20 protein-coding genes are annotated in these 17,973 nt (G+C 65.9%); 8 read left to right on the top strand and 12 right to left on the bottom strand.

Translation table 11 applies throughout. The features are described from left to right. Positions 1-8: 8 nt before the first annotated feature. From A0W70_RS09080 to A0W70_RS09060, 5 genes are all read right to left on the bottom strand, one after another. On the bottom strand, positions 9-464 hold the full coding sequence (locus A0W70_RS09080; protein ID WP_070989022.1) for a YaiI/YqxD family protein: 456 nt from the start codon (positions 462-464) through the stop codon (positions 9-11). 101 nt (positions 465-565) lie between these two features. Further along, complete coding sequence (locus A0W70_RS09075) at positions 566-1,018, bottom strand: DUF302 domain-containing protein (RefSeq protein ID WP_070989021.1); 453 nt, start codon at positions 1,016-1,018, stop codon at positions 566-568. A 69-nt stretch (positions 1,019-1,087) separates the two neighbouring features. Next, positions 1,088-1,507 (bottom strand): TM2 domain-containing protein, encoded by a 420-nt coding sequence (locus tag A0W70_RS09070; RefSeq protein WP_070989020.1) that lies wholly within the window; start codon positions 1,505-1,507, stop codon positions 1,088-1,090. After that, a complete protein-coding gene (yidD, locus tag A0W70_RS09065; RefSeq protein ID WP_245675845.1) occupies positions 1,500-1,748 on the bottom strand; it encodes a membrane protein insertion efficiency factor YidD in 249 nt (82 codons plus the stop codon). The genes A0W70_RS09070 and yidD overlap by 8 nt, the downstream gene beginning before the upstream one ends. 44 nt (positions 1,749-1,792) lie before the next feature. Continuing rightward, positions 1,793-2,014 carry a DUF4177 domain-containing protein gene (locus A0W70_RS09060; protein WP_070989018.1) on the bottom strand — a complete coding sequence of 74 codons (222 nt, stop codon included), beginning with the start codon at positions 2,012-2,014 and terminating at the stop codon, positions 1,793-1,795. Positions 2,015-2,402: 388 nt separating this feature from the next. Between A0W70_RS09060 and A0W70_RS09055 the strand changes: the two genes are divergently transcribed. Then, positions 2,403-3,308, top strand: a complete 906-nt coding sequence (locus A0W70_RS09055) for an adenylate/guanylate cyclase domain-containing protein (RefSeq protein WP_070989017.1) — start codon at positions 2,403-2,405, stop codon at positions 3,306-3,308. 79 nt (positions 3,309-3,387) lie between these two features. Then, entirely contained in the window at positions 3,388-4,263 is an 876-nt protein-coding gene (locus tag A0W70_RS09050) for an outer membrane protein assembly factor BamD (RefSeq protein ID WP_070989016.1), read from the top strand. 92 nt (positions 4,264-4,355) lie between these two features. Here A0W70_RS09050 and A0W70_RS09045 read toward each other — a convergent pair whose 3' ends face one another. Next, positions 4,356-6,116, bottom strand: coding sequence for a protein kinase domain-containing protein (locus A0W70_RS09045; RefSeq protein ID WP_070989015.1), 1,761 nt, complete (start codon positions 6,114-6,116; stop codon positions 4,356-4,358). 43 nt (positions 6,117-6,159) lie between these two features. Further along, complete coding sequence (locus A0W70_RS16770) at positions 6,160-6,825, bottom strand: thiopurine S-methyltransferase (RefSeq protein ID WP_070989014.1); 666 nt, start codon at positions 6,823-6,825, stop codon at positions 6,160-6,162. Between the two features lie 327 nt (positions 6,826-7,152). On the opposite strand from A0W70_RS16770, the gene A0W70_RS17000 reads away from it, so the two are divergent. Next, a complete protein-coding gene (locus A0W70_RS17000; RefSeq protein ID WP_070989013.1) occupies positions 7,153-7,806 on the top strand; it encodes a TIGR04211 family SH3 domain-containing protein in 654 nt (217 codons plus the stop codon). A 220-nt stretch (positions 7,807-8,026) separates the two neighbouring features. Then, on the top strand, positions 8,027-8,515 hold the full coding sequence (locus tag A0W70_RS09030; protein ID WP_070989012.1) for an outer membrane beta-barrel protein: 489 nt from the start codon (positions 8,027-8,029) through the stop codon (positions 8,513-8,515). Between the two features lie 45 nt (positions 8,516-8,560). On the opposite strand, the gene A0W70_RS09025 is transcribed toward A0W70_RS09030, so the two are convergent. Next, on the bottom strand, positions 8,561-9,070 hold the full coding sequence (locus A0W70_RS09025; RefSeq protein WP_070989011.1) for an Lrp/AsnC family transcriptional regulator: 510 nt from the start codon (positions 9,068-9,070) through the stop codon (positions 8,561-8,563). 113 nt (positions 9,071-9,183) lie between these two features. On the opposite strand from A0W70_RS09025, the gene A0W70_RS09020 reads away from it, so the two are divergent. Genes A0W70_RS09020 through A0W70_RS09005 form a run of 4 tightly spaced genes read left to right on the top strand, consistent with a single transcriptional unit; the run spans position 9,184 to position 13,405 of the window. Continuing rightward, a complete protein-coding gene (locus A0W70_RS09020) occupies positions 9,184-10,278 on the top strand; it encodes a pyridoxal-phosphate dependent enzyme (protein ID WP_070989010.1) in 1,095 nt (364 codons plus the stop codon). Further along, complete coding sequence (locus A0W70_RS09015; protein WP_070989009.1) at positions 10,275-11,441, top strand: amidohydrolase; 1,167 nt, start codon at positions 10,275-10,277, stop codon at positions 11,439-11,441. The genes A0W70_RS09020 and A0W70_RS09015 overlap by 4 nt, the downstream gene beginning before the upstream one ends. Beyond that, positions 11,438-12,610, top strand: coding sequence for a M24 family metallopeptidase (locus tag A0W70_RS09010; RefSeq protein ID WP_070989008.1), 1,173 nt, complete (start codon positions 11,438-11,440; stop codon positions 12,608-12,610). Before A0W70_RS09015 ends, A0W70_RS09010 begins: the two co-directional genes overlap by 4 nt. 27 nt (positions 12,611-12,637) lie before the next feature. Further along, complete coding sequence (locus A0W70_RS09005; protein WP_070989007.1) at positions 12,638-13,405, top strand: maleate cis-trans isomerase family protein; 768 nt, start codon at positions 12,638-12,640, stop codon at positions 13,403-13,405. 312 nt (positions 13,406-13,717) lie between these two features. Here A0W70_RS09005 and A0W70_RS09000 read toward each other — a convergent pair whose 3' ends face one another. From A0W70_RS09000 to A0W70_RS08985, 4 genes are all read right to left on the bottom strand, one after another. Further along, positions 13,718-14,575 (bottom strand): universal stress protein, encoded by an 858-nt coding sequence (locus A0W70_RS09000; protein ID WP_070989006.1) that lies wholly within the window; start codon positions 14,573-14,575, stop codon positions 13,718-13,720. A gap of 166 nt (positions 14,576-14,741) precedes the next feature. Beyond that, positions 14,742-15,671, bottom strand: coding sequence for a carbamate kinase (gene arcC / locus A0W70_RS08995; RefSeq protein WP_070989005.1), 930 nt, complete (start codon positions 15,669-15,671; stop codon positions 14,742-14,744). A 6-nt stretch (positions 15,672-15,677) separates the two neighbouring features. Next, on the bottom strand, positions 15,678-16,679 hold the full coding sequence (gene argF / locus A0W70_RS08990) for an ornithine carbamoyltransferase (protein ID WP_070989004.1): 1,002 nt from the start codon (positions 16,677-16,679) through the stop codon (positions 15,678-15,680). 32 nt (positions 16,680-16,711) lie between these two features. Beyond that, positions 16,712-17,944, bottom strand: a complete 1,233-nt coding sequence (locus A0W70_RS08985; protein WP_070989003.1) for an arginine deiminase — start codon at positions 17,942-17,944, stop codon at positions 16,712-16,714. Positions 17,945-17,973: the final 29 nt, after the last annotated feature.

Here is a 17,973-nt window from a genome sequence, read left to right as displayed (position 1 = left end):
ATCCCTGCTCAGCCCGGACGGGCGTGTCGCGTAAGGAAGCGATCGAGACTGTTGGCGAATGCCTGCCGGTCGCCCTTGCTCATCGCCGGCGGGCCACCGGTCTGGATCCCGCTGGCGCGCAGCGTCTCCATGAAATCGCGCATATTGAGGCGGTCGCGGATCGTCTCGGGCGAGTAGCGCTCGCCGCGTGGATTGAGCGCATGGGCCCCCTTGTCCAGGACCTCCGCGGCCAGCGGGATATCACTCGTGATCACGAGGTCGCCGGGGGCGCAGCGACGTACGATCTCGTTGTCCGCGACATCGAACCCGGCCGCGACCTGTACCGAGTTGATAAAGCGCGAAGCGGGCGTGCGTATGGGCTGATTCGCCACCAGCGTGAGCGCGATCTCCCGGCGTTCGGCCGCGCGGAAGAGGATCTCCCGTATGGCGACGGGGCATGCATCCGCATCAACCCACACCTGCATAATCCGCTCCCGCGCAAAGGGCCGCGATAACCGCCCCGCGCCCCGGCATCATCCGATGGATGCTGAGACGACCCGTTCCGGCCGCCTGCCCAGGGTCGTTCTCAGTCGGTGGTCGCCGCGCGGGCGAAATTCGCCAGCGCCTTCTCGATCGTGCCGATCACCTCCTCGCAGCCCTCGATCCCGTGACGTTGCGCGAGGTAGCGCGGATTGTTGTACGCGAGGAATACCTCGCCGTTATCGTCTTCCCAGATCAGGGCCTTCTGCGGCAGATCGATGGCCGCCGTTCGCCCGCAGCGCATCAAGGGCGTGCCGACCTTCGGGTTACCGAATATCACCAGTTCGGTCGGACCGAGTTCCTGCCCGACCTCCCGGGCACCCGCGGCGTGGTCCACCCGCCGGAAGATCGTCATGCCCTTGTCCTCGAGGGCGGCCACGAGTCGATCCGCCGTCGTCTCGACATCGTGCGCACTTTTCAGTGTAACCATGCCCTCGCCCGCCCACGCAGCGGGCGCGAGGAGAAGGGCCAGGGCCAGTCCGATCCACGATCCGCGCATGATTCCACTCCTGTGCGTTTGGCTTGATGTGCCGGGTTGCGCATCCCGGACACGGGTCTTTGGTCTCACTCAGCGATTGTGGCCCGGATCCGCCGCCGATGCATCCGGATCAGCGCCATACGCGCGCAGCAGTTGGCGCTGGATACGGTTATTCCAGTCCTGGACGATCACCTGCGACCGGAACAGGGCCCCCAGTTCGAGTATGAGCACGGCCAGGATCGGCCCGAGTCCAGCGAGCACGTGACCTTCGACCATGAGTCCGATACCGGCCGCCACCAGTCCGACATCCAGCAGCCCGCGACCATGGCGGCCCAGGTAAAAATGGTGCAACCCGACGATGAAAAACCAGTTGAGCACGGCATAGGTATCGGGATCTTTCAGGCGGCGCCGCGCTTCCCGATGAAACGCCGCCCGCTCCTGGTCGGGCAATCCGGCCGCCGCGGCGCGCAGGCGGTCTTCCTCGGCCTCGACGGCGCGCCAATCAAGCATGGAGCCCCCGTTCCGGTACGGGTTCCAGGCATTTGCAGACACTGTCGCGCGCGCGGCAGCGCCGGATCCGACGCCAGGCCATGACCGCACCCCGGCGCAGACCGAAGCGGGTGATCGCCTCTTCGGCGTAGGCGGAGCAGCTCGGTTCAAAATTGCAGTCGATCCCGAACCAGCGCTGGCCGCCGCCACTTTTCCTGTAGGCCTCGATGGCCCGCAGCACGCCGCGCCGCGGCCGAATCACACGCGCGCAATATCGCCTGGCGCCGTTCATGAATCCCCGGTATGTCATCGGCCCACGGTGACGATCATCGCCTCGCGTTGCCAGAACAGCCAGAAACGTTTCTGTTCCAGGACCTGGAACACGACCTGCCAGCCCTCGGCAGCCAGCGCGTTGAGCTCCGCCTCGATCTTCTTCATCGGCAGGCCGGACGAGCCGAGCAACAGCGTCCCGCAGCCGCCCTCGGCGATATGTACGACCCGGTATTCGGTGAAACGGCTCTCGGTCATCCGGATGGCTCCTGTGAGGGGATGGTCACGGCCATATTGAGCTGGTCGATCAACATGCCCCACCCGGCCAGTGCGTGTCCAGCGGGCGCGAATCGGGGCGTGACGGATGTCTCCGCCCGCAGACTTGTGCACAATCCGCCCTGCGGAGCGCGGCGGCTTCAGTCCTGCCCAGCGGTCGGGTGAGTACTGATCCGGCCGGAAGATCAGTATAATCGGCCCCTCAGCCAACGCGCGCCGCTGCGGGATCCGCGATGGTCAGGCGTGTTCGTCCGTCCCGAAGCCGGCACCCGCGCCCTCCGGCCTCCCGGCCGGTCGTACCGCTGCGGCCCGCTGAGCCCCGTGCAAATGCAACCAGCAACCGCATCCCACCGCCAGCCCGGGGAGATCGATGACGTCCAGTGCCGCCGAGGTCTCCGTCCTGTTCGCCGATATCGGCGACAGCACGTCCCTGTATGAGACCCTGGGGGACAGCGAGGCGCATCAAATCGTTACCCGGGTACTGGAGACCCTTTCCGGGGTCGCGCGAATACACGGCGGAATTGTCGTCAAGGAAATCGGCGACGAGATCATGGTGATGTTCGATACGGCCGATGCCGCCGCGGCGGCGGCCTGCGACATGCACGAGGCCCTCGAAGACCGTAACGAGCATGACCCGGCAAGGACCGCGGTATCCGTCCGGATCGGATTCTTTCACGGCCCGATCATCGCCGACACCGAGGATATCTACGGCGACACGGTCAACATCGCCGCCCGCATGGTCCAGCAGGCCAAGGCCCGCCAGACCGTGCTGCCCCGCTCCACCGCAGGGATGCTCGCGGACGCATTCCGGCGCAGCACGCGTTTCATCGATTACGCCACCATCCGTGGCAAGGGTGAGGTGGAACTGGTCGAACTGCTCTGGGAGCATGACGATCTGACCCTTATGGCGGGCAGGGATCAGGTACTGGATCCCTCGGGAAGCGCGGCGGAGCGGCTGCGCGTGCGTTACGGGGAATGCGAGGTCGTGCTCGATGCCAGTCGCACGGCCCTTGTCCTTGGCCGCAACCGCGTGTGCAATCTGCGGATCGACGAACCGCTGGCCTCCCGCCAGCATATTCGCATCGAGCGCCGGAACGATCGTTTTTTTCTGGTCGACCAGAGTACCAACGGCACGTGGCTGCAGCAGGCGGACGGCAGCGAGCATTTCATCCGGCGTTCGGAACATCCATTGATCGGTGCCGGACGGATCAGTCTGGGCCGTCGCCTGGATGACGAGCATACAAAGGCCGTGGAATTCGTGGTCGAGCCCGCCTGAGCGACTGGACGGACAACCGGCGATACGACGGAGGCCAACGGGCCATGCGTCCGCATCATTCATCGACATCCCGGACACCATGCGCGCGCTGAGGCGACTGCCCGGTGCCCCGGCCGCAGTGGCGCTGCTGATGCTTGTCGTCAGCGGTTGCAGCGGTATTGGTGCCGTCGTCGATCAGACCATCCTCCCGGCAACCGAGTCGCCCGGTGAACGCTGGCATATGGCGCTGAAGATGCTGGGGAGTGGCGAGGAGCGGCAGGCGGAAGAACTGTTCGAGGACCTGCGGGATACACCCGGCTATGCGGAGCGGTCAAAGCATATGCTCGAGCAGATCCGTCGGCCGATCCACCGTTACTTCCCGGACGATCATTTCAATGTCCGGCTGCGTGCGGGACAGACACTTTCGGCTCTCAGCCGCCATTACCTGGACGACCCACTCAAGTTTTTCGCCCTTGCCCGCTACAACGGCATAGCCGCGCCGAACCGGGTCGCCGCAGGCCAACTGATCCGCATCCCGCTGACCGAGCATGCAAGCGGGGTGCGCATCGCGGAGATGGGGTCGCCGGACGCCGACGACCCGATCGATGACTCATCCGGGATCGATGAGCCATCCGGGATCGACGACTCCGCCGGGACCGTGGACACCAGGACGCCTGTATCGCGTACCGCCGAAGGCGACGGGGACAGTGACGACGACGGGTCGACCGCCGATGAACAGACCGATACGGGCGCCCCGTTGTCGGACTCCGACCGCGCCCTGATCCGCCGCTATTACCGCAAGGCGACGATCGCCTTTCAGCAACAGGATCTCGATCGGACACTGTGGTACTGCGGACGCGTGCTGGAGATGGATACCGACCACCAGCACTGCCTCAGCTACCGTGACCGGGCCGAGGCGCTGCAGCAGCAACTGGATCGAATCCAGCGCGAGGAGAAAACCGCCACCGGTGAGTGATCCCGAGCCGGGTCCGCCGATCCCTACGCCGCTCACATCACGGGCGGTCGATGCTGCATCGCCGGTAGAAAGAAGATCCGAGCGCTTTCTGCTCAGTCACGTCCGCGATCGGGTTCGTTGACGACCGTGGTGGCGTCATCATCATCCGTATCGTCGATACCGCGCGCGCCGCCATCGTCCGTTCTTTCGACGCCACCCGGGCGCGGCGTGCGATCGTCCTCGCTCCCGCCGGCACCGGGGTAGGACCACAGGGTCCCGTCCGGATCCCGTTCGACCCGCTCCGCCATTTCATTGAACGCGCGATACAGCACGCCGAACTCATCCCGCCGCGTCACCGATATCCGCGTCGCCGTGTCACCGGCGGCCAGATCCGCCATCGCCCGCCGCACCCGCTCGATCGGCCTCCCGATCAGGCTGCCGAACAGATACAGGAGGCCGATCACACTCGTGATCGTGATCGCCGCCTGGGCGGCCAGAAGCCAACGCGTGCGGGCCATGACGCTGTCGAGGCCGGAACGCGGCAGACCCAGGTGCACCATCCCCACCCGCTGATCCTGGAACCGGGACGGCGCCGAGAAATTCAGGGCACTTTCCCCGTCCGGCAACGTGACCCGCGCGACTTCCGTGCCCGAAACCGAGCGCGCTTCGCGGACCTCGCCTGGCAGAGCGAGCGGAGCGCCCACCCGGGAGGGATCCGTCGCGGCCCGCACGATCCCGCTGCGGTCGCTCACGATCAGGTAATGGAAGGTCTCGCGCCGGTTGGCGTCCTCGACGATCGCCTGCAGGGTCGTCCAGTCCTCGCTCAGCAGTGGCGTCGCCACGTCGAACGCGACATAACGGGCCAGTGAACTGCCGGAGTCGAGGATGACGCGTGAGATTTCTTCGCGCTGCAGGTGGTACACCGACAGCGCCGTCACCACCATGACCACCGTGAGAATGAGGCCCATGCCGCCGGCCCACTGTACTTTCAGCGGGATCCGACGGTTGCGCCTGCGCTCGACCTCATGCTCGGCGAGCGCGTCGTACTCCTTCGTCAGTGCGGCCGCCAGATGGGCACCGGACTGGAACCTTCTTCCCGGCTCCTTGTTCAGCAGGCGGCCCACGATGCGGGCGGTGCCGACCGGCGTCTCCGGCGCCAGCTTGCGGATCGGCTGCGGATCCTTCGTCGTGATCTGCAGCAACAGGGCCGTGGTATTGCGCGCATCGAACGGACACTTGCCGCCGAGCATCTCGTAGAGAATCACCCCCAGCGAGAACAGGTCCGAGCGCGGACCCACCTCGCCACCCGCCGCCTGCTCCGGGGACATATACCGGGGCGTGCCGATGATCGCGCCCGTGCGGGTACGCTCCGCGTCGTCAGTCGCATCGATATGGGCGATCCCGAAATCGACCAGCTTCACGCGCCCTGCATCGGCCGTGAACAGCACGTTGCTCGGCTTGATATCGCGGTGTACCACCCCGTTGCGGTGGGCGAAGTCGAGCGCATCGGCGATCTGCTGGGCAATCGAAACGGCCTCGCGTGAGCTGAACCGCCGCCCGCTCCGCAGGCGTCTGGACAGCGGCTCGCCCTCGACGCACTCCATGGCGATGTACGGGGTCCCGTCGACCTCGCCGACGTCGAACACGGTGACGATATTCGGGTGAACCAGCGCCCCGGCCGAGCGCGCTTCGCGGAGAAAACGCGCCACATAGGCGCTGTCGGCGAGCAGTTCGTCGCGCAGGACCTTGATCGCCACGGTACGGCCGATATCGGGATCGTGCGCCCGATATACGCGCGACATCGCGCCCTCGCCCAGGAGGGCGACGACTTCGTACCGACCGATCAGATCGCCCCTTTCAAAAGATGGCGGCATCGCGGATCCAGGGCGGGTGGGAGTGACCCGGGGCTATTGGAAGCTATCCCGTGCCCCGAGGCCTGTCAAACCGGGTCATCCGGTAAACGGCCTCGCGCAGTCCGCGCGCTCCACGGTCGACAAGCTGTGGGTTCTCGGCCGTGACATCGCGCCGATCGAGGCATTCGACCGCGAACCAGGGCTGCGCGCGCAGCTCGGCCTCGGTCACCGGGAACGGCGGCCCATCCATGTCGGCGGGATCGTATTCGAACGCGATCAGCAGCCCCTGCGCCCCCGGCGCCACACACCGCGCGAGATGAGCCAGATAGTCGGGGCGCATCGATTCGGGCAGTGCGACCAGCGCCGCGCGATCGTAGAAACAGTCCGGGGCGATATCGGGCCGAAAGGCGAAAAAATCCCCGGGCACCAGATGAACCCCCGCACCGACGAGCTCAACGAGGCCATCTGTGCGCTCGCGCTCACGCGGATCAACGCCCCACTCACGGAAGAAGGCCTCCACGGCCCGGCGTTCCAGTTCGACACCGGTGACCGTGTGGCCCCGCTCCGCAAGCCAGCGCATATCGAGCGTTTTGCCGCACAGCGGTACCAGGACCGTCGCCGCCCCGCCCGCCACCGCTGGCCAGAATCGCTCCAGCGCCGGATGAACGTCGTCGCGGTGGAAACCGATTTCGCCGTTTTGCCAGCGATCACGCCAGAAGCCGGGTTTCATGGTGTCTCGAGCTCCCCCTGTTTGCGCGTCCATGCCCACTGGATCGCGGACAACGAAGCGGATGCGCATGGTACCGGTTTGCGGCGCGCGAGGCCCCGATTTCGCCGCCACTCCCGGCCCTCCGCAGCCACACCGCCCTTGCTGCGCTCAGGCGGAATCCGGCGCGGAGCGTGTGAACCATTCCCCAATCCGCGAACATGGCCCTCGCCGGGCCGCCTCTCCGGTCTTGGCCGTCCGGCCAAGCGGGCGTATGCTACGGCGCCTGTCGCGGCGGCAGCCGGTGCCGCGAACAGACGGACTGTCCTGCCCGGCTGGCGGAGTGATCACTTGAAACGTTATTCGTGCGCGGCCATCGCCGCCGTACTCGTCCTCACGACGAGCGCCGCCTTCGGCGCGACCCGCTACGTCACCGACGAGCTGCGGATCAGTGTGCGCACCGGGGCCGGCACCCAGTACCGGATCATCGAGGTGATCGGCTCCGGCACCCGGCTGGAAACGCTGGAGACGTCCGGCGAGTGGGCCCGGGTCCGCACCGCCAACAACGAAACCGGCTGGGTGCGTTCGCAGTACCTGACCGAGCAGCCGATTGCCGCCGACCGTCTGGAAACGGTGCGTGCCGACCTTCAGGACGCGAATGAGCGCATCGCCGAGCTCGAGGAAACGCTCGAACAGACCCGCACGGATCACGAATCCGCGCAGGAGCGCATCGAGAGCCTGACCGCGGAGAAGGAATCACTCGAGGCCCGCCTTGAAGAAGCGGAGCGGGGCCTTGAGCTGAGCGGCGAAAACGAGCGCCTGCGGGAACGCAACGATGAACTTGCGCAGCGCGTCGAGAGCCTGCGCGCGGAGACCGAGGCACTGGCCGAACGGGGTCGCCGTGAATGGTTCATGATCGGTGCCGGCGTGCTGTTCGGCGGCATTCTCTTCGGGATTATCGTGACGCGCATTCCGTGGCGCCGCCGCAAAGATCGGATGTTCTGAGCAGCGCGCACCCGCGCGCTGCGACACATGAACCGCCACATTACTCCGCGATTACGGCTGTGTAACGTCGCTCCATCACCGTTCGCTGCGTGAAATTCTTCACAGTCCGGATGGTCGGTTTCCTGTCACGGTGCCGACGTATCCGGGCGCGGCCGTTCGCCCCTCCCCGTACGCCTCGGGCCCGCCCGGATACCCCCTGTTCCCCCGCAAGGAGGTTGTCATGAAGTCCAGTCGCATCACCATCGCGGCAGTCACGCTCGTTCTGGCGGCACCAACGATCGCGAACGCAGCCGAACTCGAAGCCGACCGGTTCTACGCGGGCGGCGGGATCAGTACCAATGATCTCCATGGTGAAGATTCCACCGGCGCCCAGGTGTTTGTGGGTTACGAACTCCCGTTCAGTCTCGGCCAGGCGGACACGGCGCTCGAGGTCGGCTACCAGGATGCCGGTGATTTCGACCGACCCAGACGCGGTTTCCGGGGCGATGAGAACATCTCCGGCCTCTGGACCACCGGCGTGGCCAGCCTCCCGGTCGCGGATAATGTCGATCTGGTTGGCCGCTTCGGGGCTGATTTCGGCGACGATGACGGTCTCATGGCCGGTGGCGGCGTCGGCATCGATCTGGCACCGCGCGTACAGCTCCGTGGTGAGTACGTGATCCGTGATCTCACCGAATCACTGCAGGCGAACGTCCTCTATCGATTCTGACGACAACCGTCGATCGCCGTTGCCGCAAGGTCGAAGGTCCGGGGGCTATCCGTGGGGCGGATCCTGCCCCGCGATCGTCCCCGCGTATCCGGCCGGCACATTCAAAGACCGGAAGGCCTTCCCCATAGCAACCGACGTCCGGAATCGGCGCACATTCGGGTCATCGAAGAACAGCTTCCGGGTGACCGCCTCGAAATCATCCATATCCCGCGCAACGGCGACAATCACGAAATCCCCTTCGCCCGTCACGTAGTAACCCTGCTGGACCTGCGGTTCCGCGATCACCTTCCGTCGAAAGGCATCGATCTGGTCCGCGCTTTCGCGTTCGAGTTCCACGATCACCACGAACGTCATGGGCAGGCCAACGGCAGCCGGGTCTACGACCGCGACCTCGCGCTCGATCACCCTCGCTTCGCGCAACCGCTTGATCCGGCGCTGGACGGCTGGCGCGGAGAGCGCGACCTCACCGGCAAGGGTTTCCAGTGACTGGCGCGCATCCCGCTGGAGCAGATCGAGCAACTGCCGATCTTTCGTATCGAGTTCCAATCGCCCCATAACAAACTCCATACCCATTCTGATGCAATCAAATTAATCCATGCTCTGATTACAAGCAAAAACGAGTAACGACATCCTGCTATCGTCATGTTGTACCGACATCGGGGGCGCGCATGGACGTTCTGCAGAATCCTTTCCGGGGCCCGGGACTGCCGCAATCGGTGGGGCTCGCTGAGGGGGACGTGAGCGTCGACCCCACGGAACCACTGACACTGCTGACCCGTTGCCCGGCCGCGATGCCGACGCCGTTGCAGGAATACCCTGATCCGGCCAGGCAATTCGGCGTCGACTCCCTCCTGCTCAAGGACGAGCGCGCGCGCATGGGGCTCGGCAGCTTCAAAGCGCTCGGTGCGGCCTACGTGATCGCGCGCGAGGCAGCGCTGCGGATGGACGGACCGGATGCCCCGGCCGATCGCGACCGCATGGCCCACGCGCTGGACGGCTCGGTGTACGCCTGCGCCAGCGCCGGGAATCATGGCCTCTCGGTCGCGGCCGGCGCACGCCTGTTCGGCGCCACCGCGGTGATCTATCTGGCCGACTCGGTGCCGGAGGCATTCGCCGATCGCCTGCGCCGCTTCGATGCCGAGGTCGTTCGCCCCGGCGGCGACTATGGGCATGCCATGGCCACGGTTGCGGCTGATGCCGAACGCAAAGGCTGGACGCTGTTGTCCGATTCCTCGTGGCCCGGCTACATCGACCTTCCGCGTCGAGTCATGGAGGGCTATCTGGTCATGGGCACGGAGGTGGTCGAAGCCATGGAAAGACCACCGACGCACATCTTCCTGCAGGCCGGTGTCGGCGGCCTCGCCGCGGCGATGACCGCCCTGTTCCGCGATCGCTGGGGCGATACCCCGGCCATCGTGATCGTCGAACCGGATCGCGCGCCCGCGCTGATCGAAAGCATCCGCGCCGGTCACCCCGTAGCGACGAACGGCGCAGAGTCGAATATGGGTCGGCTCGACTGCAAAGAGCCGTCACACCTCGCGCTGGGCGCACTCGCACGGGGCGCGGACCATTTCGTGACGATCACCGACGACCAGGCGGCGGCGACCGCCACCCACCTTGCGACCCGGGGTTTCGACACGACGCCCTCCGGTGCCGCCGGCGTCGCGGCGCTGCAGCATGCCGATGGGCAACGCGGCGTTTTGGGTCTGACGCCCGAAAGCCGGATACTGGCGTTCATCTCCGAGGGCCGGGAGGACGCATGAGCGGTGCGCCGACGCCACGGGTCGACCTGCGGGAACTCGAATCGCTGCGCCACGCCCTGCACCGCGCACCCGAGACCGGATTCGAGGTGTCCGCCACCGCGGCGACGCTCGCCGAGCGTCTGCGCACGGCGGGCCTCGCGGTGACGACCGGGGTCGGCGGCAGCGGCGTGGTCGCCGCCTTGCAGCGAGGTCAGGGCAACGCGGCGATCGGCCTGCGCGCGGACATGGATGCACTGCCGATCACGGAGCGGACCGAGTGCGCCCACCGCTCCACGGTCGAAGGGAAATTCCACGGATGCGGCCACGATGGCCACGCCACGATGCTGCTCGGCGCCGCCCAGGCGCTGGCCGCGGAAGGCGGTTTCGAGGGCACGGTGTATTTCGTTTTCCAGCCGGACGAGGAAAACGGCCGCGGGGCACAGGCCATGATCGACGATGGCCTGTTCAAACGGTTCCCGATGGACGCGATCTTCGGCCTGCACAATCTCCCGGGCCTGCCGGTCGGTGCGTTCGCTACACGCACCGGCGCGTTCACCGCTTTCGAGGAGATATTCACGATCGAAGTCGAAGGACGCGGGGGCCACGCCTCGAGCCCCCAGCATGCGATCGACCCGCTCGTCATCGGTTCGGAGATCGTGCTGGCGCTGCAGACGATCGTCTCCCGCGCCCTGTCGCCGGGGGATTTCGGCGTGGTCTCGGCCACCGAGTTCATCACCGACGGCGCCCGCAACATCCTGCCCGGCACCGTGACCATCCGCGGCGACACGCGCGGTTACGACGATGCGGTCAGCGCGACCATCGAGCAGCGCATGCGCGCGCTCGTCGAGGGCATCGCCACCGCGCATGGCGCCCGCGCGAACCTGCGCTACGAGCGCGAGTTCGAACCGACCATCAACACCGCCACCGAAGTGCAGCAGGCCGCCGGCGCGGCCCGCGGGATAGCGGGGGCACAGGTCGACGACGCCCACGCCCCGATGGGGTTTTCCGAGGATTTCGCGCGCTTCCTGCGCCATCGACCGGGCTGCTTCATGCTCCTGGGCAACGGCACCGAGGGCCCGCATGGCGCGCCCCTGCACAACCCGCGCTACGACTTCAACGACACCGCCATGGCCTGGGGCATCGAATACTGGACCCGGCTCGTGCGCGCGCGGCTCGCACCATGACGGCGGCGACCTGCGAGCGCGGCCTGCCGCCCGCCGAGTTCGAAGCGCGTCTGGCGCGGGCACAGCGCGGCATGGCCACCGCCGGCCTCGACGCGCTGCTCCTGACCACCGAACCGGAGGTGCGCTGGTTCAGCGGCTTCCTGACCGAATTCTGGCAGAGCCCGACCCGTCCATGGTTCCTGGTCGTCCCGCGTGACGGCAAACCGATCGCCGTGATCCCCGGCATCGGCGCCCCGCTCATGGCCCGCACCTGGATCGACGACATCCGCACCTGGCCTTCCCCGCAGCCGGACGATGAAGGCGTTTCGCGGCTGGCCGAGGCGCTGCGCGATGCCGGCGCGGGCGCCGGACGCATCGGCCTGCCGATGGGCCCCGAGACCATGCTGCGCATGCCGCTCAATGACTACCGGCAGCTCCAGTATCAACTGCCGGCGGCAGAGCCCGTCGATGCCAGTGCCCTGATGCGGGAACTGCGGATGATCAAATCGGAACGGGAGATCGCGAAGATCGCCCATATCTGCGAAATCGCTTCCAATGCCTTTGCCGAGGTACCGCAACTCGTCGCTCTGGGACAGCCGCTGACGGAAACGTTCCGCGCCTTCCGGATGGCGCTGCTGCGCAATGGCGCCGACAACGTCCCGTACCTGGTGGGCGCGTCCGCCCCCGGCGGTTACGAGGACGTCATCACGCCACCGGGAGAGGATCCGCTCAGCGACGGCGATATCCTGATGATGGACACCGGCGCACTGTTCGATGGCTACTTCTGCGATTTCGACCGCAACTGGGCAATCGGCCAAGCGGACGACGACACCCGACGCGCCTACGACACGCTCTACCGAGCCACCGATGCCGGTCAGGCGGCGGCGCGGCCCGGTTCGACCTGCGCCGATCTGTTCCATGCGATGCGCGACGTCATCGTGGCCGACGGCTACGAGTGCGGCAATGTCGGACGCCTCGGTCACGGCCTCGGCATGCAGCTCACCGAGTGGCCATCGCATACGCCGGACGACCGGACGGTCCTGCAACCCGGTATGGTCCTGACGCTCGAGCCGGGTCTCGGAATCGGCCCGGGACGGAGCATGGTGCACGAGGAGAACATCGTCATTCGCGAAAGCGGCGCCGAACTGCTCTCCAGGCGAGCAGCCCCCGAACTGCCCGTCATCGACTGACCCGCATCGCCCCGGAGGCAACCCGTTATGCGACTGGATTACGAACTCGATGGTGGTGCCGGGTACCGCACCCGGCTCGGGCTGATCGTCCTGCACGTCGATGAGACCGTCGAACCCGAATTCCACCGCCTCATCGACCACGACGGGGTCGCCGTGTACTGCACGCGCATACGCAGTGGCACCGAAGCGACGGCTGACAGCCTGCAGGACATGGCCGCACGAATCCCCGAGGCGGCGCGCATGCTGCCACCGGCCAGCCCGATGGATGTGGTCGGCTACGCCTGTACCTCGGGAGCAACGCTGATCGGTCCCGATGCGGTCGCAGGCTCGATCCGCGATGCCCGACCGACGGATCATCCGGGCCACTTCGGCGAGAGCGGCGTGACCGATCCGCTCACGGCCCTCAAGGCCGCCTGTCACGCCCTGGGCGTCCACCGACCGGCGTTTGTCAGCCCTTACATCGCAGAGGTCTCCTCCGCGGTGCGAAACGCACTGGAAGCCGATGGCCTGAGCCTGAGCACGGTCGGTTCGTTCGAGCAGTCCGAAGAACACACGGTCGCCCGGATCCGCCCGGCATCCATGCTCGAGGCGATTCTGCGCGTCGGTCGGGCAGCAGCCTGTGACGGCGTAATCGTCTCCTGCACCAACGCCCGCACGCTAGACGTGCTGGCCCACGCAGAGGCAGAGCTCGAGCGGCCGGTCATCTCCAGCAACCAGGCCCTCGCCTGGCATATGCTGCGCCTGGCCGGCATCCGCGACCATGGCCACGGGGCGGGGTCGCTGTTCTCGGTCTGAATGCACCCGGGAACGGCGACCGGGATTACCGCTGACGCAGGTTGGGTTGAGCGAAGCGATACCCAACAAGTCGAGGTCACGGCGTTCGATCAGCGTGATCGCGGCCGCGATGGGTCGCGCATGATGTTGGGTTTCCTTCGTCAACCCAACCTACGGGCTGCCTCCTTTCGGTCGCAGGCCGACCCACGGCTCACGTTGTTACGCCTTTGGCCGGCAATGCGCGCGTTCGCTTCGCGAAAACGCGCCTACGAAACGCCGGACTTGCGAATGTCGTAGGCGCGTCTTCGCCGAAGGCGAATGCGCGCATGTTGCCTAATGGCTCATAAGGACCGGCACGGTCATGTGCTTGAGGATGTTGCGCGTGACGCCGCCGAGGGCCATCTCGCGCAATCTTCCATGGCCATATCCGCCCATGACCAGCAGGTCGCAGTCACGGTCGGAGATCCGCGAAAGGATCGTATCCGCCGTGCCCATATCACGCGCCTCGACCGCTTTGACGTCGACCTTGATGTCATGACGTGACAGATGCAGCGCGATATCGGCCCCGGGTTCATCGCCGTGATGGCGTACCCCCTTCTCCGGATTCACCGCAACCACCTCGACCTGACGCGCCCGCTCAAGCATCGGTATGGCATCGTTGACGGCGCGCGCCGACTCGCGGCCGGCATCCCAGGCGACCATTACGTTGTGGCCGAAATCGGCCCCGCCCTTACGCCCCTGACCGGGCGCACCGATATAGGGGATCACGAGCACCGGGCGGCCGGAAGCGAACAGCACATCCTCCACGATCCGGGGCCCGCCGGCCGGGATTTCGTCCGGATCGTTCTGACCGAGGATCGCCAGATCCGAATAGCGCGCATGCAGGGCGATCTGCTCCCCGATTCTATTGACATAGACATGAACGCTTCGGGTTTCGTAACCGATACCGGCACGCTCCGCTTTCTCGCGGAAATGCGCGAGTGCGCTCTGCGCGTACTCGGCGGCTTTGCTCTTCTGTTGCTCGATCAGGTCGGTCGGCCACTCGGCCCAGCCCTCGATGTGGATCTGGCCGATGCAGTACAGGGCGGTGAGATGGGCCTCGTGCTCACGGGCGAGCGCGATCGCCGCATCCTCGCGTCCAGCGCAGGCGCGCGTGCTGTCGATGTGCAGCAGGATATTTTTCAGTGCCATAACGTGTCTCCTGGCGTGTTCAGTCCGATCCGTCCCTTCGGGGCGGGAAATCGCGTCCGTATGCTCACTATAGGCACCATTCCGTGACGCGACTTGACCCTGATCAAGCCATTCGATCAGGCGACGGTGGATCTTCATGTGCCAGCGCGTTCAGCCACCGCACGGATCACGGCCTGAAACTCAGGCTTTCTCCGGTTTGTGCTATGCGCGTACCGGCCGTGCCGTCGACAAGCCCGCTGGCGTCGTCGAGGCGGCCAATCGCGGCGAACGAGCCGCCGCCCTCGACAAACTCGCAGGCCGCCGCCACTTTCGGCCCCATCGAGCCCGCCGGCAAATCAAGGCCACGGAGATCAGCCGGCGATGCGCTCGCGATGGCACGCTGATCCGGCGTGTTCCAGTCCACGTAGACCGCATCCACATCCGTCAGCATCAGGAACGCGTCGGCCTCCAGCTGCCTTGCGAGCAGGCCCGCGGCGTGATCCTTGTCGATCACGGCCTCGATGCCGACGATATCTCCGGATGGCACGCGAATGACCGGGATACCGCCGCCCCCCGCACAGACCACGAGCACCCCGGCGTTCACCAGGGTACGGATGGTGTTGATCTCGATAATGCGCCGCGGGCGTGGCGACGGAACGACGCGACGGTACCCGTCACCATCCGGCTCCACCGACCACCCGCGCTGCTCCGCGAGTTCGCGCGCGACCGACTCTTCATAGACCGGGCCGATCGGCTTGGTCGGCCGCTCGAATGCCGGGTCGTTTTCATCCACTTCGATGCGGGTCAGCAGCGTGGCTACATCGCGCTGCTCGAGTTCATTGGCGAACGCCTGCTCGAGCATGTACCCGATCATACCCTCGCTTTCGGCACCGAGTACGTCCAGGGGGTATTGCTTGACGTCGGTATAGGCCGCCGACTGCAGTGCGAGCAGGCCGACCTGGGGACCGTTGCCGTGGGTGATGACGAGTTCATGATCACGGGCGAGCGGCGCGATGGCCTGCGCCGCCCGTTCGATGTTGCGCTGCTGCAGTTCCGCCTCCAGCGGTTCACCGCGGCGCAGCAGCGCGTTGCCTCCCAGTGCGATTACGATTCGCATAGCGACTCAGGTCCCGATCGTCGCGACGAGGACCGCCTTGATCGTGTGCATGCGATTCTCGGCCTGATCGAAAACGACCGACACATCGGATTCGAACACCTCTTCCGTCACCTCCATCGCATCCAGGCCGAACTGTTTCTTGATGTTCGCCCCGATTTCGGTCTCCGCGTTGTGGAAAGCTGGCAGGCAGTGCAGGAACTTCGTTGCCGGGTTGCCCGTTCTGCCCATCATCGCGCTGTCGACCTGGTACGGTTTCATCAGGTTGATCCGCCGCTCCCACTCACTCTCCGGGTCGCCCATCGACAGCCACACATCGGTGTAGATGAAATCGACGCCCTTGACCCCTTCCCCGATATCATCCGTGAGCGTGATCCGCGCACCGCTTTGTTCGGCGAGCCCGCGGGCGTAGTCCATGACATCCTGCTCCGGCCAGGTGTCCTTCGGCCCCAGCAGGCGGACATCCATGCCCATCTTTGCGGCCCCGATCAGCAGGGAGTCGCCCATGTTGCTGCCGGTGTCACCGACGAAACAGAACGAAATCTCCGGCAGGCGCCGGCCGGTATGCTCCTGCATGGTCAGGAAGTCAGCGAGGATCTGGGTGGGATGGAATTCATCGGTCAGGCCGTTGTACACCGGGACACTCGCATAGTCTGCGAGGGTCTGCACGGTGGTCTGACTGAAGCCGCGATACTCGATGGCGTCGTAGATGCGATCAAGCACCCGTGCGGTGTCTTTCGCGGTCTCCTTGTGGCCCAGATGAGTCCCACTCGGCCCCAGATACGTTGCATGCATGCCCTGATCGGCGGCGGCGATCTCGAAGCCGATACGCGTCCGGGTCGAGTCTTTCTCGAAAATCAGCGCGATATGCTTGCCGCTCAGCCGCGGCTGCTCCGTGCCCGCGTATTTCGCTGATTTGAGTTCGCCCGCCATTTTCAGAAGAAAGGCGATCTCCTGGTTCGAAAAATCCTTCAGGGTGAGGAAATTGCGGTTGTGCAGGTTATACGGCATGGATCACTACCTCGATCGCGATAAGGGCGCGCTCACACGGGATCACGGGCAATGGGACAGGTCATGCAGTGACCGCCGCCGCGGCCACGCCCCAGTTCGCTGCCCGGGATCTCGAGCACTTCGATGCCCGCCTCCCGCAGCGCCCGATTCGTGAATTCGTTCCGGTCATAGGCGATCACCCGGCCCGGTTCGATCGCCACGACGTTGTTGCCGTCATCCCACTGTTCGCGCTCGCGCTCAAAGGTATCGCCGCCGGTCGGCACCACGCGCAGGCGATCGATACCCAGGCACTCCGCCGCGATATCGAACAGCGTGCAATCCTCGTAACGCACATCAAGGTGGTGTGCGCCGGTCCCGGGACGGAGCGTGATGCACTGGATCTGTTCCGCGACCTCGACAAAACTGGTCGCGACCTCGCGATCACAAAGCGTGAACACCGTATCGAGGTGCATGGCGGCGCGCGATTTGGGCATCTGACACGCGATCACGCGCTCCGCCGCGCCGTTGCGGAAAAGGCTGCTCGCGACCTGCCCGACCGCCTGCGGCGTGGAACGCTCGCCCATGCCGATCAGCACATTGCCATTGCCGATCGGCATGACGTCTCCTCCCTCCAGGGTCGCCGCGCCATGGGCGACGTCCGGATCGCCCCACCAGATGCGGAAGTCGGAATCCCGGAAACGGGGATGGAAGGAGTACACCGCCGTGGTCAGGATCGTCTCCTGATGACGGGCCGGCCAGCGCATCGGATTGAGCGTCACGCCGCCGTAGATCCAGCAGCTCGTATCCCGGGTGAAGATCGTGTTGGGCAGCGGTGGCAGCACGAAGCCGTCGGGTCCGAGATAGCGACCGAACATCCCGTACGGCTCGAACGGCAGATCCCGCACGACAATGCCCCCGATCAGAAAATCGGCGAGGTCGGCCGCCGGCAGATCGTCCAGGAAAGCTCGCAGGTCAGAGACCATGCCTACGCCCACGTGATTCCACGTGATCTTGCGATCCAGGATCCACTGCCGGGCTTCGGGCTGCTCGAGCACTTCGCCGAGCATCGCCTGCAGGTCGAGCACCTCGACGCCGTTGTCCTCCAGCACCGAACGGAACTGATCGTGATCGCGGCGGGCCTCGTCGACCCAGTAGACATCGTCGAACAGCAGTTCGTCGCAATTGGCCGGGGTGAGGCGCCGGTGCGCCAGCCCGGGCGGACAGATCATGACCGTGCGCAGCCGGCCGACTTCGGAATGCACGCCAGGAACAGCTTGATCGATCATCGGATTCTCCGTGTCGTATACAGTGGCCG

This window comes from Halofilum ochraceum (genome assembly GCF_001614315.2).
Classification (GTDB): domain Bacteria; phylum Pseudomonadota; class Gammaproteobacteria; order XJ16; family Halofilaceae; genus Halofilum; species Halofilum ochraceum.
Note: the sequence above shows the minus strand (reverse complement) of the source record. Positions and strands in the feature narration are given on the sequence as shown.